Genomic DNA, 21107 nt, shown 5'->3' with positions numbered 1-21107 from the left:
GCGGGGATTACGTCAGTGCTGTGCGGTGCGGCGCTTGCGCACCGACCACATGATGCCGCCACCGGCCAGCAGCACGGCCACCGCCGCGCCACCGATGACCGGCGTGGCGGACGAGGAACCGGTCTCGGCCAGGTCCGGCGAGCTCGGGCTCGGCGTCGCCGCGGCGGGCGCGGACGACGAGGCGGACTCGGTCGGCTTGACGCTCGGGCTGGGAGACGCAGTGGTGGGCGTCTCGGACGGCTTCGTCTCGGTCGGGCTCGGCGTCGGCTCCGACGGCGGGGTGCCCTCGCACACCGGCGCCTGCTTGGTCTCGTCCCTCGAGAACTGGTTGCCGTCCCCGGCCTTGACGACGAGGCGCACCGTCAGCGGCTGGTCGTGCTCGGGCAGCTCGAGCTTCTTCTCGAAGTCCTTGCCGAACGTCTCCGTCGGCAGCAGGTCGTTGCCGTCGACGCTGACGGTCACCTCGTTGGTGACATTGGCGTTGTACTGAGTGAGGTGCAGGCTCACTGCGTCACAGGTCACGTCCCAGGTGGGGGTGTGAGCTGCGGCCGGACCGGCGGTGAGGACCGCGCCGGAGAGACCGACCACCGCGGCGGCGACGAGAGTTCCCGCTGCGCGCCACGATCTCCTGGGTATGGTCATGGAAATTTCCTCCGCAGATGTTTCGCGCCCGTATGGGCGGTGCAGCGCACAGTACTGCCCCCTTCCCCACCGTGTGCACCCGCCCCACGGCCGTTTCTGCGTCACAACCGCCCCCACACCGTCGCTGGTTGGGACATGCCGGACACGGGCCGGACCCCCCCGGCTGTCCCGGTTCCCCGTCCCGGGTTCAGAGCCGGCGGTGCATGATGTGGAGCCCCACGAAGCCCTCGACCGGGTGGTGGAACCCTTCGGGCAGGGTGCCCAGGATGTCGAAGCCGAGTGAGCGGTACAGCTTCACCGCGGCGGTGTTGGTCTCGACCACCGCGTTGAACTGCATGGCCCGGTACCCGGCCGTGCGCGCCCAGTCGACGCTGTACTCGCACAGGGCGCGTCCGACACCGCGTCCGGAGTGCCGGGGGTCGACCATGTAGCTGGCGCTGCCGATGTGGGAGCCGTTGCCCATGTGGTTCTTGTTCATCTTCGCCGTGCCGAGGACGGTGCCGTCGTCGGCGACCGCGACCACGGTCCGGTTGGGTGGCTTGAGCAGCCACCAGTCGGCGGCGTCTTCCTCCTGGAGGTCGAGGGGGTAGGTGAAGGTCTCGCCGGCTGCGACGATTTCGTGGAAGAACGGCCAGATGGCGGGCCAGTCCTCGGGGGTGGCTTCCCTGATCAGCATTCGGCACAGAATGCCTGGTCAGCGCCGCGATCACCAGGGGTTATCCGGAGCACCCCGCCGCGTCGCGTCCCGGGCGGCCACCCGAGCCGGGCCCGCCGTCCCGCCCCGCGTACGCACCGGCCCGGCCCCCGGCCCGCCGACGCCCACCGGGCCGCACCGTACGCGGCAGCCCGCCGTGCCGGGGGCGACGGAGCCCCAACCCCCGGGCCGCGCACCCCCGCAGCCGGGCCAGCAACCCGGGCGGGCCTCCGGGGAAGGCGCCCCCGGGGCGGGCATGCCCGACAGGGCGGACCCCCGAGCCTGGAGCCTCCGGTCCCGGCTCGCCGGGCTCCAGTCCGGACCCGGCAGGCACCGGCCCGGGCACGGCAGGCTCAGGCCCGGGCATGGCAGGCTCGCCAGGCGCCCCCACCCCGTCGGGCGCAGGGGGCGGCGGCACCGAGGCAGCCGGACCAGCAAGCACCGCATCCGCCGGCCCCTCCCCCGGTCGTGGCGCCGGACGCGCCTCCCGGGCGGAGTCCAACTCCGCGATCAGGCTGATCCGGCGCCACAGGATCTCGTCCGGATCGTCGGCGGGCATCAGCCGCTCCATCGCCTCGCGACCGGCGGTCGATCCTCGTCGCCCGAAGACCGCCTCCGGCCTGACCCGGGCGAAGTGGGCCCGCTCGTAGGGGTCGTCCACCACCTCGGCCAGCTGGACCGGATCCAGGCCCTGAGCGACGATCGCCGCGCGCACCCATGGGTCGTCGGTGAGGGCGAGCAGGCGCTCGATCCGCCGGGAGCGCCAGTTGCGCGGCCGCAAGTCGGCCCCGGCGTCCAGCCGGCCGCGCATCCAGGCCGGACTGTTGCCCACCAGGAGCTCAGGCGACCGGGAAGCCAACGCTTCGAGCTCCTGGGCGAGATAGACCCACACCACCGCCCGGTACCGGTTGAGGTAGAAGGCGACAGGTGTGAGGCATCCCGCCCGGGCGAGCCGGGCGAACCGGACCGGGCTGATCCCGAGCACTTGGGCCCCCTCGGCGGTCCCCACCGTGCGCACCCGTTCGCGCAGCGCTTCGGGGAACCCTTCCTGGGCCCGCAGGCGGTCGATCTCCTCGCGGTCGGCCCTGGGCCGGCCGTCCGGTCCGGTCCTCACCCGAACCGCTCCCAGGTATACGGCGAGGTCGAACTCGTTCCGCTTGAGGCCGAGTTCCGTAGCGGCGCGGGCCGCACCGAATGCGCACCCGGCTTCGTCACGCACGGTGCTGGGCGCCGGTACCCCTCCGGAGTCCCCATCGACCCCGAAGTCCGTGTTCTTCAGCTGTTTCGTCGTCGTCATGACGTCACTCCCCCGCGAGTCGCGATTACTCTCTGCAACCAGGGTAGTCCGGGAAAGACAACCGCCGCCGGGCCTGTGGATAACTCCACGGACCCGGCGGCGGCCGAAGTGCGTCGGGCTTGTCAGAGCCGGTTGACTCCGCCGGTCCCGTCCTGCCGTGAGTCCACGCCGAGGTGCTGGCCCACCCGGTTGACGAGCAGCGTCATCTCGTACGCCACCTGACCGACGTCCGACTCGGCCTCACTCAGCACGCACAGACAACTGCCTTCCCCCGCCGCCGTGACGAACAGCAGTGCCTCGTCGAACTCCACCATGGTCTGCCGGGCCTTTCCGGCACGGAAGTGCCGGCCCGAACCGCGGGCCAGGCTGTGCAGCCCCGACGAGACGGCCGCCAGGTGTTCGGCGTCCTCACGGGCGAGCCCGGAGCTCGCACCGGTGACCAGACCGTCGTTCGACAACACCAGGGCGTGGCGTATGTGCGCCACCCGCTTGGTGAGGTCGTCCAGGAGCCAGTCGAGTCCCCTGTCCATCGCCATTCTGTTTCCTCCCCGTTCACGCGTTCCCCGTGCCTCGCTCGTGGGCCAGCCTTGCGCACGGGTCACGTACGGGCAAGCACCCCGCTCCCGCCACAGGTCGGGAAGCGGCCACCTCCACTCAGCCGTAGGAGAGGTTCTCGCACAGGTCGTCGTCCGCCGACCGGGCCTCGTCGGCGATCGCCGCCGGTACCTCCGGCGTGGCGGACGCGCCGTCGGGTGCGGCCGAGGGGTTGTCCGCGTAGTCCTTTCCGACGGTGACCTGGATGCCGCTCCCCGCGTCGGCGGACTCGGTGACCCGTGCGCCGGGGAAGAGCCCGGCCGTGCGGCGGGCCTCGTCCCGCAGGTCGGAGCCGTACGCGACGACGGTCGCGGTGCGCGTCTGGTCCTGCGCGGTGGCCGTGCTCGTGACGGTGAAGTCGTGTGCGCGCAGGAGCCCGGCCGCCTTGGCGGCGAGCCCGGGCACCGTGGTGCCGTTGTACACGGCGACCTGGATGCCCTTGCCGGAGACGGGGGACCGTGAAGCCTTGGGGGACGCGGTGCTGCTCGCCTTGGCGTCGAGGGGGCGGTCGGCCTTCAGCGCGGCCCACAGCGCGTCGGCGTCCGGCTCCACGACGGCGACGCGCTCGCCCTCGTAGCGCCACGGAACGGTCACGAACTTGGTGTTGTGCAGGTCGATGTTCTTCATCGAGAGGGCGAAGGAGAGCAGCTTGTCGGCCGAGCCGAGTCCGGGGTCGACGGTCATCGCGTCGGTGGCGGCGTCGGCGAGCGGCAGGAGGGTCGTGGGGTTCATGCCGCGCGACTTGACCTTCTTGACCAGGGAGGCGACGAATGCCTGCTGCCGCTTGATCCGCCCTATGTCGGAGCCGTCACCGATGCCGTGGCGCAGCCGTACGTAGTCCAGGGCGCGTTGGCCCGAGACTTTCTGCGGACCCTTCTCGAAGACCAGGGTGCCCCGGGTCGTGCGCTTGGGGTTCAGGTCGCGCTGATAGATGTCGTTCGGCAGGCACACCGGCACGCCGCCGACGGCCGAGGTCAGCGCGGAGAACCCCGCGAAGTCGATGACGACGGTGTGGTCGACGCGCAGTCCGGTCAGCTGCTCGACGGTGTTCTGGGTACAGGCCGGGTTGCCCTCGACGGTCTCCCCCACCGAGAACGCCCCGTTGAACTGACTGTGCTGACGAGGGGCGGTCCAACTGCCGTCGGGCTTCCGGCAGGCCGGGATGTCGACCATGGCGTCACGGGGTACGGATACGGCCACGGCATGTTTACGATCGGCGTAGACATGCAGCAGGAGCACGGTGTCCGAGCGGCCGACCTCGCCGGTGGCTCCGCCCAGCCCCTTGTTCTTGCCCGAGCGGGTGTCCGACCCGATGACGAGGACGTTCTGTCCCCCGGAGGAACCGGGCGGCCGGTCGCCGGAGATGCCGTCGGCGCTGAACGTGTCGATGTTGCCGGTGAGTTTCAGATATCCCCAGCCGATCCCGGCGACCAGCAGGACGAGGAAGGACAGCGCGGACACGGCCGTCCGGCGCAGTCGGCTCCCCCTCCTCCCCGTCCCTGTCGCTCTGTTCCTGCTTGCCATGGGCCACCCCGTTCGTACGGCTGCCGCGCGGGGCCACCTCCCGGCGGCTCCCGTACGGTCGTGCAGTTGTGCGGTTTTCTGGTCGTGACGTGCGATGACTTCGTGCGCCCCGGACCTGACCATCGTCAGTCCGAACCCCTCTCCCCACAGGGTCACAGGAAACATTGACCGGAAGACGCCGGAGGCCAGTGGGTCGAAGGGCGTCTTCCCCGCCCGCCCCGCGATGAATCGGGCAGGACGCCACCCACGCCCTGGGCAAATCCTCGCGTTTCCTGAAGAGTGAGGGACAGCCGCCGTCCGTTCCGGGCGACGGCCGGACCGCGGCCCGCTGGAACGTGCGGGACGCGGTCGGTGAACCACTGGATCATTGGAGGAAGTTCATGGGTGTGACCCTGGCCAAGGGCGGCAACGTCTCCTTGTCGAAGGAGGCGCCCGGCCTGACCGCGGTGACGGTCGGCCTGGGCTGGGACGTACGCACGACGACGGGGGCCGACTACGACCTCGACGCCAGTGCGCTGCTGTGCGCGGATCACGGAAAGGTGGTCTCCGACCTGCACTTCGTCTTCTACAACAACCTCAACAGCCCGGACGGTTCCGTCCAGCACACCGGGGACAACCTGACAGGTGAGGGCGAGGGCGACGACGAGTCCATCAACGTGAACCTCTCGGCGGTCCCCGCCGACATCGCGAAGATAGTCTTCCCGGTCTCCATCCATGACGCGCAGAGCCGGGGGCAGAGTTTCGGCCAGGTGCGCAACGCGTTCATCCGCGTCGTGAACCAGGCCAACGGTGTGGAGCTCGCCCGGTACGACCTCAGCGAGGACGCTTCGACGGAGACCGCGATGGTGTTCGGTGAGCTGTACCGGCACGGCGGCGAATGGAAGTTCCGTGCGGTCGGCCAGGGGTACGCCTCCGGCCTGGCGGGTATCGCGAAGGACTTCGGCGTGAACGTCTGAGGGCGACCGCCCCACCGGCCCGGCTCCGCGTCAGCGGTGGCCGGGCCGGCTCCGCGTCAGCGGTGGCCGGGCCGGCTCCGCGTCAGCGGTGGCCGGGCCGGCTCCGCGTCAGCGGTGGCCGGGCCGGCTCCGTCCGGGCGGCCGTCAGCCGGAGTGCGACGGCTCCCCTTCGCGCGCGGTACGGCTGATGGCGCTCGGCCACCACGCCCTGGGCCCGATGTCCACGACCAGCGCGGGGGCCAGCAGCGACCGCACCACCAGCGTGTCCAGCAGGACGCCGAAGGCCACGATGAACGCGATCTGCGCGAGGAAGGCGAGCGGGATCACGATCAGCGCGGCGAAGGTGGCCGCCAGCACCACGCCCGCCGAGGTGATGACGCCGCCGGTGCTCACCAGGCCCCTCAGCATGCCCTGACGCGCTCCGTGTTCCAGCGCCTCCTCGCGGACCCGTGACATCAGGAAGATGTTGTAGTCGACGCCGAGGGCCACCAGGAACACGAATCCGTACAGGGGCACCGAGGCGTCCGTGCCGCTGAAGCCGAAGGCGTGCTTGAAGACCAGGGCCGAGACGCCGAGGGTCGCCAGGAAGTTGAGTCCGACGGTGGCCACCAGCAGCACCGGCACCAGGACCGCCCGCAGCAGACCCATCAGGATCAGCAGGATGATGACGAGCACCACCGGAACGATGATGTTCCGGTCGCGCTCGGCCGTGCGCTGGGTGTCGTACTGCTGTGCGGTGTAGCCGCCGACGAGCGCGTCCGCGCCGGGTACGGCATGGACGGCGGTACGCAGACGCTTGACGGTCTCCGTCGCCGCGTCGCTGTCCGCCGCGTCCTTCAGGGTGACGTCGACGCGGACCCGGCCGTCGACCACGAGCGGCTTGCCGCCGCCCGGCCGGCCCGAGGCCGTGACGGGCGCGGCGGAGGCCACCCCGGGTGTGGCCTCGGCGGCCTCGGTCACCTCGTCGGCGCTGTCCGCTTCGGCGATGACGACGGCCGGGTTTCCGGAGCCGCCCGGGAAGTGCTTGCTCAGCGTGGCCTGGGCGGAGACGGAGGGGGCGTCGTTCACGAAGATCTCGTCCAGCGGAACGCCGTGGGACTTCAGGGTGGGGGCGAACGCGGCGCAGGCGAGCAGCAGGACCGCGCAGGACAGCCACACCTTGCGCGGGGACCCGTCGACGCGCGCGGCGACCCGCCGCCAGATCCCGTGCCCGCCGGTCGCCTCGTCCACGGGGCGCGGCTTGGCCGGCCAGTAGGCCGCCCGCCCGCACAGCACCAGCACGGCGGGCAGGAAGGTCATCGTGCTGAGCACCGCGCAGACGATGCCGATCGCGCCGACGGGCCCCAGCGCCCGGTTGTTCGTCAGGTCGCTGAGCAGCAGCGCGAGCAGCCCGAGCGCCACCGTGGCGGCGCTCGCGACGATGGCGCCGAAGGAGCGGCGGAGGGCCGCGCGGGCGGCTGTCGTCCGCTCTCCGTGGACCGCCAGCTCCTCCCGGAAGCGCGCGGTCAGCAGGAGCGCGTAGTCGGTGGCCGCGCCGATCACCAGGATCGACAGGATGCCCTGGACCTGGCCGTCCACGAGGACGACGTCGTGGTCCGCGAGGACGTAGACGATGGCGCAGGCCAGCGCGAGGGCGAAGACGGCGCTGATGATGATCAGGAAGGGCAGCAGCACACTGCGGTAGACCAGCAGCAGGATCACGAGGACGGCGGCGAGCGCCACCCCCAGCAGGAGTCCGTCGATCCCGGCGAACGCGTCCTTGAGGTCGGCCTGGGTGGCCGCGGGTCCGGCGATCTCGGCTCTCGTGCCCGCCACCGAACCGGCGGCGTCGCGCACCCGGTCCAGGGTGTCCGGGAGCGCGTCGCCGAGGTCGGAGCGCAGCTGCACGACGCCCGACAGCGCCTCGCCGTCCTCGGACGGCAGCGCGGGTGACGGTGTGCCGACCACACCGGGCTTCTCGGCCAGGGAGGCCAGCGCACGGGTCGCGGACGCGCGGGCACCGTCCGGGAGTCCCCCGTCGTCGCCGGTCCAGACGACGATCGCGGGCACGGTCCCGGACCGCTGGAACGCCTTCTGCTCGTCCGCGACCTGGGTCGACTCGGCGCTGCGCGGCAGGAACGCCGCCCGGTCGTTGGTGGCCACCTCGCCGAGCTTTCCGGCGTACGGGCCGAGCGTCCCGCCGATTCCGAGCCAGACGACAAGCAGCGCTACGGGGACGAGCCAGCGGACGACGCGGTGCCTCGGTGGGGGCTTCATTGCTTCCTCAGGGATCGACACATGACACACATGGCCCGAAGTCTCTCGGTCATTCATTATCTCAATGATCAAGAGATATTACTGTAGAGCCATGCGCACCACAGACGAGAGCCCGGACAGGGGCACGGACGACGGGCCCACGAGCCTCCAGTCGTTCGCTGTGCTGCTGCGCCGCATGAACGGCGAGTTCAACCGCATCGCACATGAATTCGCCCATGCCCAGGGGCTGCACCCGACGGATATGCAGGCCCTCGTCGCCATCCTCGACGCGGACCGGGGCGAGGACGGCCGCGCCATGACACCGGGGCGGCTGCGTGAGCAGCTGGACCTCACCTCGGGGGCGGTGACCGCGTGTCTGGACCGGCTGGAACGCGCGGGACACATCCGGCGGGTCCGGGACAGCAGCGACCGGCGTGTGGTGCATCTTCACTACGCGGCCGCCGCGAAACATGTGGCCCGTGACTTCTTCAAGCCGCTGGCGGCGGGCACGGAAGCGGCGCGCAGGCGGTTCGCCGACGACGAGCTCCGTGTCGTGATCCGTTTTCTGCACGCGATGAACGAGGAGCTGGCGCAGCTGCGCCGCACCGATCCAGGGGCTTAGGTGTATTGCCCTGTGAGGTTGGGGACGCGGCTGGCGGGTGGCTTGCCTGCGAGCGCGGTGTGTCCGCGGTGGTGATTGTAGGTGTGCAGCCAGCCGGGGAACGCGTCGCGTCGTTCCTGCTCTGATTGGTAGGGGCGGGCGTAGGCCCACTCGTCGAGCAGGGTGCGGTTGAGGCGTTCGACCTTGCCGTTGGTCTGCGGCCGGTAGGGGCGGGTTCGCTTGTGGGTGATCCCGGCCGCTGCCAGGGTGTCGCGCCAGGTGTGGGACTTGTAGCAGGAGCCGTTGTCGGTCAGGACGCGTTCGACGGTGATGCCTGCGCTGGTGAAGTAGGCGTGGGCCCGCTGCCAGAAGGCGGTGGCGGTCTCCTTCTTCTCGTTGGTGTGGATCTCGCTGTAGGCGAGGCGGGAGTGGTCGTCGACGGCGGTGTGGATGTAGCTGTAGCCGGCGCTCTTGCGGGTCTTGCGGCCGGCCTGGCGGCCCAGCACCTTGTGGCCGCCGCCGTCGGGGATGTTGCCGAGCTTCTTGATGTCCACGTGCACCAGTTCGCCGGGCTTCTCGCGTTCGTAGCGGCGTATGTTCCGGCCGGTCGCACGGTCCAGATGGGTTAGACGGGCGAGCCCGAACCGGGTGAGGACCCGGTGCACGGTCGAGGGCACCAGTCGCAGGTGGTGGGCGATGCGGGCCGGGCCCCAGCGCCGTAGGACACGAACTTTGATGATGCGCCGCTCGGTGCGGGTCGGGGTCCGCCCGGGACTGTGACGAGGACGCGAGGAGCGGTCGGTCATGCCCGCTTCACCGAGGTGCCGGTAGCGGCCGGCCCAGCGCTGGGCTGTGGTTGGTGAGACCTGGAAGCGTTCGGCGGCTCGGCGCAGCGGCCAGCCCTCCTCGACCACACAGCGGGCCAGGCGCAGGCGTCCAGTCTCGGTCAGGGGTGCATTACGGTGGGGCACGAGGGCCTTTCGGTCAGGTGTTGACATCGCAATCCACACCGAACCGGAAGGCCCTCACCTGCTTCAAGATCCCTCAGCCGAGACCTGGCTCACCCGTCCACAACCTCCCAGGACAGAACACTTAGGGCGCGAGGTCACGGACCGGGCAGCCGCGCACTCCGGGGGTGGGGAACGTTCCCAGGGCCGCCACCTCGTACCCGTCCGGGTAGCCCTTGATCTCGGGGTTCTGCCGTGCGTAGTGCGGTGTGGTGCGCGGGGGCAGGAGGCGTACGGCGCGGGCGCGCAGCCGCAGCGCGCCCCGGGTGAGGCCGCGGGCCAGGGGCGCCGGGCGCTCGTAGCGGAAGGCGCGCAGCAGCGAGTCGTCCAGGAGGGCGAGGCTCGCGCCGCGTACGAGCGGTGCGAGGGGGCGGGGGTACCAGGAGGCCATCAGGTCCAGTGTGGCGTCGGAGACCGAGCGCGCGCCCTCGTCCCAGCCGAAGTGCGCGTCCTCGTAGGTGTCGAGGGTGCGCTCGAAGTCCTCGTACGTCTGCGGCAGGTCCTTGATCCCCATACGAGTGCCGAGCATCCGGTAGTACGCGGCGAACGCGCGCAGCTCGTGGTCGCAGAGCCGACGCCAGCCGTACGCGTCGAGCCACCGCTTCGGGGTGACGACGAAGGTGCACAGGACGTAGCGCATGTCGTCGTTGCTGATGTCGTACGCGGCGTGCATCCGGTTGATCCGGCGGAGGGCGGTGCGCCCCGGATCGCTGTCGAAGCCGTGCTCCACGACGGTGTCCAGGAGGAGCGCGGTGTCGTCGTACCGCTTCTGCGTACGGTCCGTCAGTTCCGCTGTCTCGGCGAGGAGACGGCCGATGCTGGGGACGGCATAGGTGCGGTAGAGGGCGAGTTCGAGGGCGCGGGTGACGTCCCAGGGGAACTCGTGGGTGACGGTGATCCGGTAGATCTCCAGGAAGTCCCGCTCGGGATCGAGGCGTTGGATCTCCTTCAGGCGGTCGTAACGCTTCACCGCACCGTCCCCCTTGTCCAGGTCGAGTGTCCCAGCCTACGTCCGGGGGCAAGACGGTGAGTACGCGCGACGCACGCGCGTTGACGTGTTGACGTATGGATGAAAGGCGGGGTTTCCCATGGCCGCGATATTCGGTGTCCTGCGCAGAGCCGTGACCACGGGCCGCAAGGCCGACCGCCCGGCGGCGGTCCCCGCGGCGGCCGGGCGCAGGCAGCACAACCTGTTCGAGGCGGCGGCCGTCTACGTCGCGGCGTCGGCCGAGGACGACGAGGAGCGGATGGACGAAGCGAGCGGCTGGGTCTCGCCGGAGCAGCTCTCCTTCGGCGTCAGCGAGCTGGCCTGCCGGGCGGTGATCGCGCTGGCCCGTGAACGGAACGAATCACCGCAGGTGGTGGCGCGGGAACTGCTCGGCCTGTCCGACGCCTGATCCGGGTGGGCGCGGGGAACGCGCTCGTGGGACATCCGTCCTTGTCAGGGCCTCGACGGCGGGGTTACCCACTGGTTAGGGTGCGCCGACGGAATCCATGACGGACGAGGAGAACGCAGTGACCGGGACGGACGAGGCGGTCGCCGACGACGACGCGCTGTATGTGCTGACCGCGATCCTGCTGACGCCCGCGCAGTTCCCCAGCGTGCTCGGCGACGACTATCCGGCGGCGTGCGCGGCGCTGGGCCTCGAACCGTACGCCGAGGGGTACGGGCTGGTCCTGGGCCAGGACTCCGACGGCGCCCGGTGGACCGTCGTCGTGGACGACGTGTCCCTGGTCGCGGTGGCGATCGCCTCGTGGGACTGCGGCATGGAGTACGACCTGTCGCCGGACGACGGCTCGGTGGTCTGCGCGCTGCCCGGCTGGCCGCTCGCCGTGGCCGTCGCCGCGCCCGGGGTTCCCGCCCCGCACGACCCGGAGCCCGACCCGGAGGCGAACGGGGAGGCGCCTGCCCCCCTGTCGCCGCCCGACACCGAGGTGTGGGGGCCCGCCCAGCGCCGCCTGGGCGCGGACGCCATCGCCTCGCAGTGGGCCGCCTGGCGCGCGCAGATGGACGACGCGACGGACTCCGCCCCGGAGAGCGGGACGGCCGGGGCGGCTGCGGAGGGGGACGACGCGGAGGCCGTGAGCGAAGGCGCGGAAGCTGCCGCTCCCGGCACCGAGGCGACCGGTGCCGACCCCGCCCCTGACGACGACGCACCGCCGTCACCCGTCGCCGGCCCGCACCCCGGCATCCGGCGGGCCCTGGCCGAGGCACGGGGCTATCTGGACGATCCGCCGCCCCCGGGCCGCATCCGGTCCTCGTTCGCGTCCGGGGACGCCCGGATGATCCGGGCCGACGGCCCCGGCTGGTCGATGGTGGCCAGGACCGACGACATCGCCTTCATGCTCCTGGACGAGGTCCCGGGCGAGATCCTGCCCGTGAGGCGCGGGCCCCAACTGCCCGGTCTCCTCACGGCCCTGGACGCGATAGCCGTACGTCCGTCCTGACCACCGGCGAGGACACCCGCCGACGGGACCGGACAGGAGTCAGACGCGTTCGAGCGGCCGGTGCGGCTCGGCGGGGAGCTCGATCCTGACCGGGTCTCCCGGCCTGACCACACCACCGGCCGTGACGACGCTCATGATGCCGGCCTTGCGGACGATGTTGCCCGCCTCGTCGCGGCCGACGACCTGCTTGAGGAGGCCGCCCTGGAAGTCTTCGATCTGCATGCACGGATTGCGCAGCCCGGTCACCTCGACAACGGCTTCCTCACCGAGATGCAGCAGGGTGCCGACGGGCAGGGACAGCAGATCGATCCCCCGGGTCGTTATGTTCTCCCCGATGTCGCCGGGCGCCACCTCGAAGCCCAGCGCACGGACCTCCTCGAACAGCTCCTCATGGATGAGGTGGACCTGGCGCAGGTTCGGCTGGGTGGGGTCCTGGGCGACCCTGGAGCGGTGCTTGACCGTGACCCCCGCATGCACATCGCCCTCCACGCCGAGGCCGGCGAGCAGGGTGACGCTGTCGCGGTTCGGCTTGGTGAAGCTGTAGGTCTCGTTCCTGCTGACGGCGGTCACGGTGCCACTCACAGCGGATACCCCTCTCAGCGCCCGGCCCTCAGCGGCCGATCTCCTTGCGTGTGATCCTACGGAGCCTTCGGCGCTGGGCGGGGTCCAGGGCGAGATACGCGAGCGCGGGAACCCCGACGAGCACGAGCAGGGACAGCCAGAACCCGATGAAGGGCATCAGGACGACCGCGACGACGACTCCCCCGATGGCAACCTTGGCGCTGTTCGACATCGTCCGTACCTCCTCCGCGGCCCGTGGCCGCCTCTGATGGTGAGAACGTCCGCGCGCCCTCATCGGTTCCTGATTCCCGCTCCCTCGTACGCGGAGCGGCCGGTCACCGCAGCGGCGCACCGACCTCGTGCATATGGGTGAGCGCCTGCCGGTAGGACTCGATCAGTCCGGTCTCCGCGTACGGCAGGCCGACGGCCTCGCAGTGGGCCTTGACCATGGGCTGGGCCAGGCGGAGGTGCGGCCGGGGCATGCTCGGGAAGAGGTGGTGCTCGATCTGGTAGTTGAGGCCGCCGAGGAACCAGTCGGTGAGGGCCGATCCGCGTACGTTGCGCGAGGTGAGGACCTGGCGCCGCAGGTGGTCCCAGCGGTCCCCGTCGGGGTCGGGCATCTCCATGCCCTTGTGGTTCGGGGCGAAGGCCATGCCGAGGTGGAGTCCGAAAAGCGCGTGGTGCACGAGCGCGAAGACGACCGCCTTCCCCGGGGACATGACGGTGAGGAGCAGGGTGGCGTAGAGGCCGAGGTGCGCGATCAGCAGGAATCCGGACAGGGCGCGCTCGCGCGGGGACTGTTGCTTCAGGTACTGGAAGCCGGAGACCTTGAGGGCGATGCCTTCCAGGAGCAGCATCGGGAAGAAGAGGCGGGCCTGGTTACGCGTGAGCCAGCGGGCGAAGCCCTCGCGCTGGGCGGCCTGCTTCTGGGTCCACACCAGGGCGCCCACACCGACGTCGGGGTCCTTGTCGATGTGGTTGGGGTTGGCGTGGTGGCGTACGTGCTTGTCGTTCCACCACGCCTCATTCATGCCGAGCAGCAGGTTGCCGTGGAAGAGGCCGAGCGCACGGCTCACCTTCCGGTTTCCGGTTATCTGGGCGTGCCCCGCGTCGTGCCCCACGAATGAGGTACGGGCCCAGAGGAGCGCCAGGGGCAGGGCGAGCGGCAGCACCCACCAGGTGTTGCCCAGGAGGACGATGCCGGTGACCACGGCGGCCAGGGCGAGGAGGTTGACGGTGATGCCTGCGGCGTACCAGCCGGTGCGCCGTTCGAGGAGTCCTTGCGCCTTGACGTCGCGCAGCAGGGGCGCGAAGTCGCTTCCTGGGCTTCGGGCGCCGTCACGCGTGGGTTCCGCTGCGGCAAGGGTGGCCTGGGGCATGGTGTCTCCGGTCTCGAATCCGCTCCGACCTCAGGAAACGTACGGTTCGCGGGGTGCTCGGAGCCATGGCGCCACCACCCGGGGCATGGTGGTGCCAGCACCCTCTCTGAGTGGGGGGCCGACTGCACCGCGCAACTACGCCCCTAACCGCCGCGTGGCACACCTCACACGCATCGACGGTCCCAGGATGCGGATGTTGGGGTACCCTCGGCGACCTCGGTCGGCTAGTCAAATTTGAGGACTCTGACATCGCTGTGCACCGCCCCTCCTCCGCTTCCCTCTCCGAAATCTCCGCGCTCGCCGGCTGTTCGGTGGTCTTCCTGCCCTCGGATCCCTCCCGCACCGGCCGCCTCGCCTTCTGGCACCCCGACGGCAGCAGCCCGCCCGACGGCCCCGGCGAGACCGGCACGCTGACGGTCGCGGGCCCCGACGCCCTGCCGTACGAGGTGCCGGCGCGCCTCCTGTCCGTAGCCGACGGGCTCCCCGTCCTCACGCGCGCGCGGTCGGCGGCGCACGCCTCGGCGGCCGTGGCGTTCTGGGGCGCGGCGGGGCTGCTCGCCCTGCAGTTCGCCGCCCGGGGCCTGCTCCTTCCGGGGCTGAGCGCGACGGACCACGACAGCTGGCGGTCCGGGCCGCTGACCGCCGACGACCTGATGCGCGTCCGCACCCTGGCCGCCTCCATGCCGCCCACCGCCCACGCCGTGCCCGTCGACGCGGCTGCCCGGCCGCTCCTGCTGCCCGAACCGGAGCGCCATGTACGGGCGTTCCTCGACGCGGTCGCCGACTCCCTGCCCCGGACCCCCGCCGCACCGCTCGCCGCGGGCGGGCCGGCGTTCACCGCGTGGGAGCCACAGCGCCTGCCCGGGCACCGCGCCTGGGCCGCCGATGTGGCGGCCGGGCACGACGCGGGCGTCCGGCTGTCGCTGCGCGTGGAGGTGGCGGGGCTCGAAGGGGGCGACGGACCGGGAACCGGGCCTTCGTTCCGCGTGGTGCCGCAGATCCACAGCGTCAGCGATCCGGCCGTGGTCGCCGATGCCGCCGAGGTGTGGGCGGGCGGTGGCCCGGCAGCGGAGGCGTTCGGGCCGCGCGCCCGGATGGACACCCTGCTGATGCTGCGCCGGGCCGCCCGCGCCTGGCCGACGCTCACCCCGCTGCTCTCAGCGGCCGTGCCGGACGCGGTGGAACCGGCCGACGAGGAGATCACCGAACTCCTCGGACCCGCCGCGCGGGCGCTCGCCGCGACGGGCGTCCAGGTCCACTGGCCCAAGGAGTTGAGCGCCCGCAGGCTCACGGCGCGCGCGGTGATCGGACCGGACGGCGACGAGCCGGAGGGCGGCGCGCCCCGGGATCTCGCGCGGACCGCGTCGGACGCCGCGCCGCTGTTGTCGCCCGACGCCCTGCTGACCTTCAACTGGTGGTTCGCCCTGGGCGACCAGCAGCTGAGCCGAGAGGAGCTGGACCGGCTGGCCGAGGCGGGCCGACCGCTGGTGCGGCTGCGCGACCAGTGGGTGCTCATCGATCCCGACGAGGCGCGGCGGGCCCGGGAGACGCAGGACCGCAAGGTCACCCCGATCGACGCGCTGGGCGCGGCGCTGACCGGTTCCGCCGAGGTGGACGGCCGGCGGGTCGAGGTCCGGGCCACCGGCTGGCTGGAGCGGCTGCGCGAGCGCGTCGCCGACCCGGCCCGGCAGGACGGGGACGGGGAGCCGGCGGTCGGTCAGCCGGCGGCGCTCACCGCCACGCTGCGGGACTATCAGCTCCGGGGTCTGAACTGGCTGCACACCATGACCTCGCTCGGGCTGGGCGGCTGCCTCGCCGACGACATGGGGCTCGGCAAGACCATCACCCTGATCGCGCTGCACCTGCACCGCCAGACCCTGGAAGGGGGCGCCGGGCCGACGCTCGTGGTCTGCCCGACCTCGCTGATGGGCAACTGGCAGCGCGAGATCGAGAAGTTCGCCCCCGGCACCCCGGTCCGCCGCTTCCACGGCGCGTCCCGCACCCTGGACGACCTGCCGGAGAACGGGTTCGTGCTCACCACGTACGGGACGATGCGGCTGGACGCGCCGAGGCTCGCCTCGGCGCGGTGGGGCATGGTCGTCGCGGACGAGGCGCAGCATGTGAAGAACCCGTACTCGGCGACGGCCCGCGCGCTGCGCACCATCGGCGCCGGGGCGCGGGTGGCGCTGACCGGCACCCCGGTGGAGAACAACCTCTCCGAGCTGTGGGCGATCCTCGACTGGACGACACCGGGGCTGCTGGGGCGGCTCGGCACGTTCCGCACCCGGTACGCGCGGGCGGTGGAGGGCGGGGACCCGGCGGCGGCCGAGCGGCTGGGCGCGCTGGTGCGGCCGTTCCTGCTGCGCCGGCGCAAGTCGGATCCCGGCATCGCTCCGGAGCTGCCGCCGAAGACGGAGACGGACCGCGCGGTGTCACTGACGCCCGAACAGGCGGGGCTGTACGAGGCGGTGGTGCGGGAGACGCTGGCGGCGATCGCGGAGGCCGACGGCATGTCAAGGCGCGGTCTCGTGGTGAAGCTGCTGACCTCGCTCAAGCAGATCTGCAACCACCCGGCGCAGTACCTCAAGGAGGACGAGCCGCGCATCGCCGGCCGCTCGGGGAAGCTGGAACTGCTGGACGAACTCCTGGACACCATCGTGGCGGAGGGCGCCGGGGTGCTGGTGTTCACGCAGTACGTCGGAATGGCCCGGCTCCTCGAACGGCACCTGGCGGCACGCGGCATCGGCACGCAGTTCCTGCACGGCGGCACTCCGGTCGCCGCGCGGGAGGAGATGGTGAACCGGTTCCAGGCGGGCGAGGCACCGGTGTTCCTGTTGTCATTGAAGGCCGCGGGCACGGGTCTCAACCTGACGAGGGCCGGTCACGTGGTGCACTTCGACCGCTGGTGGAACCCGGCGGTCGAGGCGCAGGCCACCGACCGCGCGTACCGGATCGGGCAGACCCAGCCGGTGCAGGTCCACCGGCTGATCGCCGAGGGGACGATCGAGGACCGGATCGCGGACATGCTCGCCCGCAAGCAGGGGCTGGCCGACGCGGTGCTGGGGTCCGGGGAGAGCGCCCTGACGGAGCTCAGCGACGCGGAACTGGCCGATCTGGTGGAGCTTCGAGGGGGGACGCGATGAGCGACGGATACGAGGCCGAGGAGTTCACCGACGGTGGCGACGGGCGGGAGGACGGGGTGGCCGCGCAGGAGCGCACCTTCGCCGCCCTGCCCCCGGCGCCCGGCCGCGGTTTCGCCGCCTCCTGGTGGGGAAAGGCGTGGCTCAAGGCGCTGGAGGACACCGCTCTGGACCTGCGGCAGCTGAAGGCGGGGCGCCGTGTGGCACGGGAGGGCGGGGTCGGCGCCGTGTCCGTACGGCCGGGCCGGATCACGGCGGTGGTGCGTGAGCGGGACGGCAGTACGTATCGCAGCGATGTGCTGCTCCAGGAGCTGGACGAGCAGGAGTGGGACCGTTTCCTCGGCATGGCGACCGAGCGGACGGGGCACATCGCGGCGCTGCTCGACCGCGAGATGCCTCCGCACCTGGTCGAGGACGCCTCGGCGGCCGGGATGGATCTGCTCCCGGGGATCGGCGACCTGGAACCGCGGTGCACATGCGAGGCGTGGGACCACTGCCCGCACACCGCCGCGCTCTGCTACCAGGTGGCGCGGCTCCTGGACCAGGACCCGTTCGTGCTGCTGCTGATGCGGGGGCGCGGCGAACGGATGCTGCTGGACGGGCTCCAGGAGCGGATCGCGGCGACGGCCGGTGCCCCGGACGCCACGGCCGAGGCCGAGGAGCCGGTGCCGGACCCGGGCGTGTCCGGCGTACCGGCGGAGCAGGCGTACGCCGCCGGCTCCATCCTGCCCGCACTTCCGGCACCTCCCGAGCTTCCCGGGGAGCCCGGCGCCGCCCCCTCGCTCGACACGGAGACCGACCCGGAGGCGGGGGTGGACCCGACGGCGCTGGAGATGCTGGCGCGGGACGCGGCGGCCCGGGCGTACCGGATGTTCGCCGACGCCCTGACGCCCGGTCATGAAGGGCGCCCGGTGCCCGAGGCGCTGACGGTGCGCCAGGACGCGGTCAGGCTGGCGGCCGACGCGCGCCCGGAGCCGTGGATCGTCCACCGGCTTGCGAGCGGCGCGGGAAGGACGCGCGCCGGGCTCCCCGCCGCGGCCGCGGCCTGGCGGTACGGTGGGGCGACCGCGCTCGCCGTGCTCGACGAGGACCGGCCCCTGGACGGCGAGGCGCTGGCCCGGGCCAGGACCCGGCTGGCCGAGGCGTGGGAGGAGGACGAGGCGCCCCGGCTGCGGGCCGAGCGCAACCGCTGGACGTCGGCGGACGGCGGCCTCCAACTCCGCTACGGACCGGACGGGCGCTGGTATCCGTACCGGAAGGAGAACGGTCAGTGGTTCCCGGCGGGGCCGTCCGATGACGACCCGGCGGCCGCCTGGGCGGAGGCGCAAGGCGTCTGACGACGGGTCGGCTCCGCCTGAACACCCCTTGTATGAACAGGATTTGGGGTTCCTGCCGTCTTCCGCGACCTGCGCGGCGCCCGTACCGTGGGGCCGCACTCGACGCCGCGCCTTCCGTATCCCTGCCCGTCTCACCCCCACAGGAGTTCGCATGGAACGCAGAAGAATCCTTCAGGGCGCCGCGGTGGCGGCGGTGGGAGCGCTGCTTCCCCCCTCCGTCCGCGCCGCGGCCGCGACGACGGGTGCCACGGACTACCCGGCGGGGCACTGGGTTCCCGCTTCGACGTCCAACTACACGGTCTCTTCGCGCCCTTCGGCGTACCCCGTCCAGTACGTCATCATCCATGTCACCCAGGAGACGTTCTCCAAGACGGTGTCCATCTTCCAGAACCCGGCGAAGCAGGTGTCCGCGCACTATGTGGTGCGCTCGGGCGACGGGTACGTCAACCAGATGGTGCGGGAGAAGGACGTCGCCTGGCACGCGGGGAACTGGGACTACAACACCCGCAGCATCGGGATCGAGCACGAGGGTTGGGTGGACCAGCCCGCGTACTTCACCGACTCCATGTACGAGCAGTCGGCGCTGCTCACGGCCAATATTTGCGACCGTTATAAGATTCCCAAGGACCGGGCCCACATCCTCGGACACGTCGAGGTCCCGGGCACCGACCACACCGACCCCGGCCCGAACTGGGACTGGGTCCGCTACATCCGCCTGGTCAACCTTCTCGGCGCGGGCTGACCGGGCAGCGCACGAAGAGGATTCCCTGCACGTCGCCGTCGGGCGCGCTGTAGACGTGGGGCACGTCGGCCCGCCACCGGGCGGAGGCCCCGGGCCCCACGGCGCTGAGATCGTCCGGCCGCCCGACGACGGCCGTGCCGGCGAGCACCATCAGGCTCTCGGACGTACCCGGCACATGGGCCTCCGACTCCTGGACCGCCCCGGCGCGAATGGTCACCCGGAACACGTCGGTGACCGCTTCCCCGTCCTCGTACCGCTCGATCAGCACGGCGGTGACGGCGCTGCCCGACACGCCCGCCGGCTGCCCGGAGGGGGCGCCGTCCGGCAAGGGGTCGCTCAGTACCGCGCTGAGGGGGCGGCCGAGGGCGGTGGTGAGGGCGTACAGGGTCTCCAGCGTGGGGTTGCGCCGGCCGCTCTCCAGCTCCGAGAGCGTGCCCTTGCCGACCCCGGAGCGGCGGGAGAGCTCCGAGAGCGACACGTCCATCCCGTGCCGCAGGGCCCGCAGCCTGCGCCCGACGTCCTCGTTCAGCCCCATCGCCGTCCGCTCGCTCGCCCATCCGGTTGACGGGCACCGGCCCGCGTCCCTAGTGTTCCACAAACAGAACGTTCCGTATACGGAACGCCCGGCAGCTTCCCGGAAGTGGCACACTCATGTCCGCGTTGACCCGCATACGTTCGGCCGCACCTCCCTCCGCCGTGGCGGCCGGGGTGATCGCCGTCATGGTCGGGGTCACCAGCTCCGCCGCACTGGTCTTCACCGCCGCGAAGGCGGCGGGGGCGGACGCGCGGGAGATCTCCTCCTGGATGCTGGCGCTCGGCGTCGGACTGGCCTGCACCTGCGCCGGTCTGTCGCTGCGTCACCGGGCACCGGTCGTGACCGCCTGGTCGACGCCCGGCGCGGCCCTGCTGACGACGGGTCTGAGCGGGGTGTCGATGGCGCAGGCCGTCGGCGCGTTCATCTTCTCGGCGCTGCTCATCGTGGTGAGCGGTGTCACCGGGTGGTTCGCCCGGGCCATGAACCGCATCCCCGTCCCGCTGGCCGCCGCACTGCTCGCCGGGGTGCTGCTGAGGTTCGGCACGGGCCTGTTCAGCACCATGCACCACAGCTTCGCGGTCGCGTTCCCGATGTTCGTGGTCTACCTGCTGGGCCGCCGTCTGCTGCCGCGTTACGCGGTGCTGCTGGCGTTGGCCTCGGGCGTGGTGGCCACCCTGTTCACCGGGGGCTGGCGGACCGGCGAGGTCCGGCTCTCCCTGGCCACACCGGTCTTCACCGCGCCCGAGTTCGACTGGAAGGTGCTGATCAGCGTCGGCGCACCGCTGTTCGTCGTGACCATGGCCTCGCAGAACCTGCCCGGGGTCGCCGTACTGCGGGGTTCCGGTTACGACGTGCCGGTGTCTCCCCTGATGACGTGGACCGGCGCGGCCAACGCCGTGCTGGCACCCTTCGGGGCCTTCGGGCTCAACCTCGCCGCCATCACAGCCGCGATCTGCACGGGGGACGAGGCGCACCCGGACCGCGACAAGCGCTATCTGGCGGCGGTGTGGGCGGGGTTCTTCTACCTGTGCGTGGGGCTCCTCGGCGCGACCGTCGCCTCGCTGCTGACGGCCATGCCGCACGAACTCGTCATGGCCGTCGCGGGAATCGGGCTGCTCGCGACCATCGAGTCCTCACTGGCCTCCGCTCTCGCCGACAAGGCGTCGCGCGAGGCGGCCGCCGTCACCTTCCTGGCCACCGCTTCGGGCGTGACGCTGCTGGGCATCGGTTCGGCGTTCTGGGGGCTGCTGGCCGGCCTCGTCACCAGCGCGATCGCCACGGTGGGCCGCCCCCGCCGCGAGGAACCGGCACCGGAGCCGCGGCCTGCCGAGGTCCCCGTGCGCTGACCGCCTCCGTACCGCCGAAGGCACCCTGTCCCATACGTGGAACACAGTTGCCCCGGGCATCGGTCGCGG

20 protein-coding genes are annotated in these 21107 nt (G+C 71.8%); 8 read left to right on the top strand and 12 right to left on the bottom strand.

The window, feature by feature from the left end; translation table 11 throughout:
* Nucleotides 1–12: 12 nt before the first annotated feature.
* The 5 genes from OHS17_RS31625 to OHS17_RS31605 all read right to left on the bottom strand — a co-directional run bounded on the left by OHS17_RS31625 (nucleotide 13) and on the right by OHS17_RS31605 (nucleotide 4751).
* Nucleotides 13–642, bottom strand: coding sequence for an LAETG motif-containing sortase-dependent surface protein (locus OHS17_RS31625; RefSeq protein WP_330314950.1), 630 nt, complete (start codon nucleotides 640–642; stop codon nucleotides 13–15).
* A gap of 187 nt (nucleotides 643–829) precedes the next feature.
* On the bottom strand, nucleotides 830–1318 hold the full coding sequence (locus OHS17_RS31620; protein ID WP_330314949.1) for a GNAT family N-acetyltransferase: 489 nt from the start codon (nucleotides 1316–1318) through the stop codon (nucleotides 830–832).
* Between the two features lie 40 nt (nucleotides 1319–1358).
* Complete coding sequence (locus OHS17_RS31615; protein WP_383168545.1) at nucleotides 1359–2633, bottom strand: DUF6397 family protein; 1275 nt, start codon at nucleotides 2631–2633, stop codon at nucleotides 1359–1361.
* 122 nt (nucleotides 2634–2755) lie between these two features.
* Nucleotides 2756–3169: a roadblock/LC7 domain-containing protein gene (locus tag OHS17_RS31610; protein ID WP_018105008.1), complete on the bottom strand. Its 414-nt coding sequence runs from the start codon at nucleotides 3167–3169 to the stop codon at nucleotides 2756–2758.
* Between the two features lie 118 nt (nucleotides 3170–3287).
* On the bottom strand, nucleotides 3288–4751 hold the full coding sequence (locus OHS17_RS31605; RefSeq protein WP_443066156.1) for an LCP family protein: 1464 nt from the start codon (nucleotides 4749–4751) through the stop codon (nucleotides 3288–3290).
* 380 nt (nucleotides 4752–5131) lie between these two features.
* Between OHS17_RS31605 and OHS17_RS31600 the strand changes: the two genes are divergently transcribed.
* Nucleotides 5132–5707, top strand: a complete 576-nt coding sequence (locus tag OHS17_RS31600; protein ID WP_161210401.1) for a TerD family protein — start codon at nucleotides 5132–5134, stop codon at nucleotides 5705–5707.
* 144 nt (nucleotides 5708–5851) lie between these two features.
* Here OHS17_RS31600 and OHS17_RS31595 read toward each other — a convergent pair whose 3' ends face one another.
* Nucleotides 5852–7963, bottom strand: a complete 2112-nt coding sequence (locus tag OHS17_RS31595) for an MMPL family transporter (protein ID WP_330314947.1) — start codon at nucleotides 7961–7963, stop codon at nucleotides 5852–5854.
* Between the two features lie 91 nt (nucleotides 7964–8054).
* Between OHS17_RS31595 and OHS17_RS31590 the strand changes: the two genes are divergently transcribed.
* The gene (locus OHS17_RS31590) at nucleotides 8055–8564 is read left to right on the top strand and encodes a MarR family winged helix-turn-helix transcriptional regulator (RefSeq protein ID WP_330314946.1); all 510 of its coding nucleotides are present in this window, start codon (nucleotides 8055–8057) and stop codon (nucleotides 8562–8564) included.
* Here OHS17_RS31590 and OHS17_RS31585 read toward each other — a convergent pair.
* Nucleotides 8561–9514, bottom strand: coding sequence for an IS481 family transposase (locus tag OHS17_RS31585; RefSeq protein WP_330310650.1), 954 nt, complete (start codon nucleotides 9512–9514; stop codon nucleotides 8561–8563). The genes OHS17_RS31590 and OHS17_RS31585 overlap by 4 nt on opposite strands.
* Nucleotides 9515–9635: 121 nt before the next feature.
* Nucleotides 9636–10520, bottom strand: a complete 885-nt coding sequence (locus tag OHS17_RS31580; RefSeq protein WP_330314945.1) for an oxygenase MpaB family protein — start codon at nucleotides 10518–10520, stop codon at nucleotides 9636–9638.
* A 118-nt stretch (nucleotides 10521–10638) separates the two neighbouring features.
* Between OHS17_RS31580 and OHS17_RS31575 the strand changes: the two genes are divergently transcribed.
* Nucleotides 10639–10947, top strand: a complete 309-nt coding sequence (locus OHS17_RS31575) for a hypothetical protein (RefSeq protein WP_330314944.1) — start codon at nucleotides 10639–10641, stop codon at nucleotides 10945–10947.
* A 97-nt stretch (nucleotides 10948–11044) separates the two neighbouring features.
* Nucleotides 11045–11998 carry a hypothetical protein gene (locus tag OHS17_RS31570; protein ID WP_330314943.1) on the top strand — a complete coding sequence of 318 codons (954 nt, stop codon included), beginning with the start codon at nucleotides 11045–11047 and terminating at the stop codon, nucleotides 11996–11998.
* A 39-nt stretch (nucleotides 11999–12037) separates the two neighbouring features.
* On the opposite strand, the gene OHS17_RS31565 is transcribed toward OHS17_RS31570, so the two are convergent.
* From OHS17_RS31565 to OHS17_RS31555, 3 genes are all read right to left on the bottom strand, one after another.
* On the bottom strand, nucleotides 12038–12580 hold the full coding sequence (locus OHS17_RS31565; protein ID WP_330314942.1) for an MOSC domain-containing protein: 543 nt from the start codon (nucleotides 12578–12580) through the stop codon (nucleotides 12038–12040).
* A gap of 28 nt (nucleotides 12581–12608) precedes the next feature.
* Nucleotides 12609–12791 carry a hypothetical protein gene (locus tag OHS17_RS31560; RefSeq protein ID WP_161212649.1) on the bottom strand — a complete coding sequence of 61 codons (183 nt, stop codon included), beginning with the start codon at nucleotides 12789–12791 and terminating at the stop codon, nucleotides 12609–12611.
* Nucleotides 12792–12894: 103 nt separating this feature from the next.
* Nucleotides 12895–13938 carry a fatty acid desaturase family protein gene (locus OHS17_RS31555; RefSeq protein ID WP_330314941.1) on the bottom strand — a complete coding sequence of 348 codons (1044 nt, stop codon included), beginning with the start codon at nucleotides 13936–13938 and terminating at the stop codon, nucleotides 12895–12897.
* A gap of 254 nt (nucleotides 13939–14192) precedes the next feature.
* Here OHS17_RS31555 and OHS17_RS31550 point away from each other — a divergent pair, with 254 nt between their 5' ends.
* The 3 genes from OHS17_RS31550 (at nucleotide 14193) to OHS17_RS31540 (ending at nucleotide 19157) form a co-directional block, all read left to right on the top strand.
* On the top strand, nucleotides 14193–17081 hold the full coding sequence (locus tag OHS17_RS31550; RefSeq protein ID WP_330314940.1) for a DEAD/DEAH box helicase: 2889 nt from the start codon (nucleotides 14193–14195) through the stop codon (nucleotides 17079–17081).
* A complete protein-coding gene (locus OHS17_RS31545) occupies nucleotides 17078–18415 on the top strand; it encodes an SWIM zinc finger family protein (protein ID WP_330314939.1) in 1338 nt (445 codons plus the stop codon). The genes OHS17_RS31550 and OHS17_RS31545 overlap by 4 nt, the downstream gene beginning before the upstream one ends.
* Before the next feature lie 151 nt (nucleotides 18416–18566).
* On the top strand, nucleotides 18567–19157 hold the full coding sequence (locus tag OHS17_RS31540; protein ID WP_330314938.1) for an N-acetylmuramoyl-L-alanine amidase: 591 nt from the start codon (nucleotides 18567–18569) through the stop codon (nucleotides 19155–19157).
* Here OHS17_RS31540 and OHS17_RS31535 read toward each other — a convergent pair.
* Nucleotides 19135–19692, bottom strand: coding sequence for a helix-turn-helix domain-containing protein (locus OHS17_RS31535; protein WP_330314937.1), 558 nt, complete (start codon nucleotides 19690–19692; stop codon nucleotides 19135–19137). The genes OHS17_RS31540 and OHS17_RS31535 overlap by 23 nt on opposite strands.
* Before the next feature lie 116 nt (nucleotides 19693–19808).
* On the opposite strand from OHS17_RS31535, the gene OHS17_RS31530 reads away from it, so the two are divergent.
* Nucleotides 19809–21038 carry a benzoate/H(+) symporter BenE family transporter gene (locus OHS17_RS31530; RefSeq protein WP_330314936.1) on the top strand — a complete coding sequence of 410 codons (1230 nt, stop codon included), beginning with the start codon at nucleotides 19809–19811 and terminating at the stop codon, nucleotides 21036–21038.
* Nucleotides 21039–21107: the final 69 nt, after the last annotated feature.

The organism is Streptomyces sp. NBC_00523, from assembly GCF_036346615.1.
Lineage (GTDB): Bacteria > Actinomycetota > Actinomycetes > Streptomycetales > Streptomycetaceae > Streptomyces.
This window is presented reverse-complemented; position numbering and strand designations above follow the sequence as displayed.

Coding starts and splice junctions, on each gene's coding strand:
- OHS17_RS31625 (WP_330314950.1), bottom strand. CDS start 642: ATGACCATACCCAGGAGATCGTGGCGCGCAGCGGGAACTCTCGTCGCC.
- OHS17_RS31545 (WP_330314939.1), top strand. CDS start 17,078: ATGAGCGACGGATACGAGGCCGAGGAGTTCACCGACGGTGGCGACGGG.
- OHS17_RS31595 (WP_330314947.1), bottom strand. CDS start 7,963: ATGAAGCCCCCACCGAGGCACCGCGTCGTCCGCTGGCTCGTCCCCGTA.
- OHS17_RS31535 (WP_330314937.1), bottom strand. CDS start 19,692: ATGGGGCTGAACGAGGACGTCGGGCGCAGGCTGCGGGCCCTGCGGCAC.
- OHS17_RS31560 (WP_161212649.1), bottom strand. CDS start 12,791: ATGTCGAACAGCGCCAAGGTTGCCATCGGGGGAGTCGTCGTCGCGGTC.
- OHS17_RS31620 (WP_330314949.1), bottom strand. CDS start 1,318: ATGCTGATCAGGGAAGCCACCCCCGAGGACTGGCCCGCCATCTGGCCG.
- OHS17_RS31575 (WP_330314944.1), top strand. CDS start 10,639: ATGGCCGCGATATTCGGTGTCCTGCGCAGAGCCGTGACCACGGGCCGC.
- OHS17_RS31615 (WP_383168545.1), bottom strand. CDS start 2,633: ATGACGACGACGAAACAGCTGAAGAACACGGACTTCGGGGTCGATGGG.
- OHS17_RS31530 (WP_330314936.1), top strand. CDS start 19,809: ATGTCCGCGTTGACCCGCATACGTTCGGCCGCACCTCCCTCCGCCGTG.
- OHS17_RS31540 (WP_330314938.1), top strand. CDS start 18,567: ATGGAACGCAGAAGAATCCTTCAGGGCGCCGCGGTGGCGGCGGTGGGA.
- OHS17_RS31605 (WP_443066156.1), bottom strand. CDS start 4,751: ATGGCAAGCAGGAACAGAGCGACAGGGACGGGGAGGAGGGGGAGCCGA.
- OHS17_RS31610 (WP_018105008.1), bottom strand. CDS start 3,169: ATGGCGATGGACAGGGGACTCGACTGGCTCCTGGACGACCTCACCAAG.
- OHS17_RS31600 (WP_161210401.1), top strand. CDS start 5,132: ATGGGTGTGACCCTGGCCAAGGGCGGCAACGTCTCCTTGTCGAAGGAG.
- OHS17_RS31590 (WP_330314946.1), top strand. CDS start 8,055: ATGCGCACCACAGACGAGAGCCCGGACAGGGGCACGGACGACGGGCCC.
- OHS17_RS31555 (WP_330314941.1), bottom strand. CDS start 13,938: ATGCCCCAGGCCACCCTTGCCGCAGCGGAACCCACGCGTGACGGCGCC.
- OHS17_RS31570 (WP_330314943.1), top strand. CDS start 11,045: ATGACGGACGAGGAGAACGCAGTGACCGGGACGGACGAGGCGGTCGCC.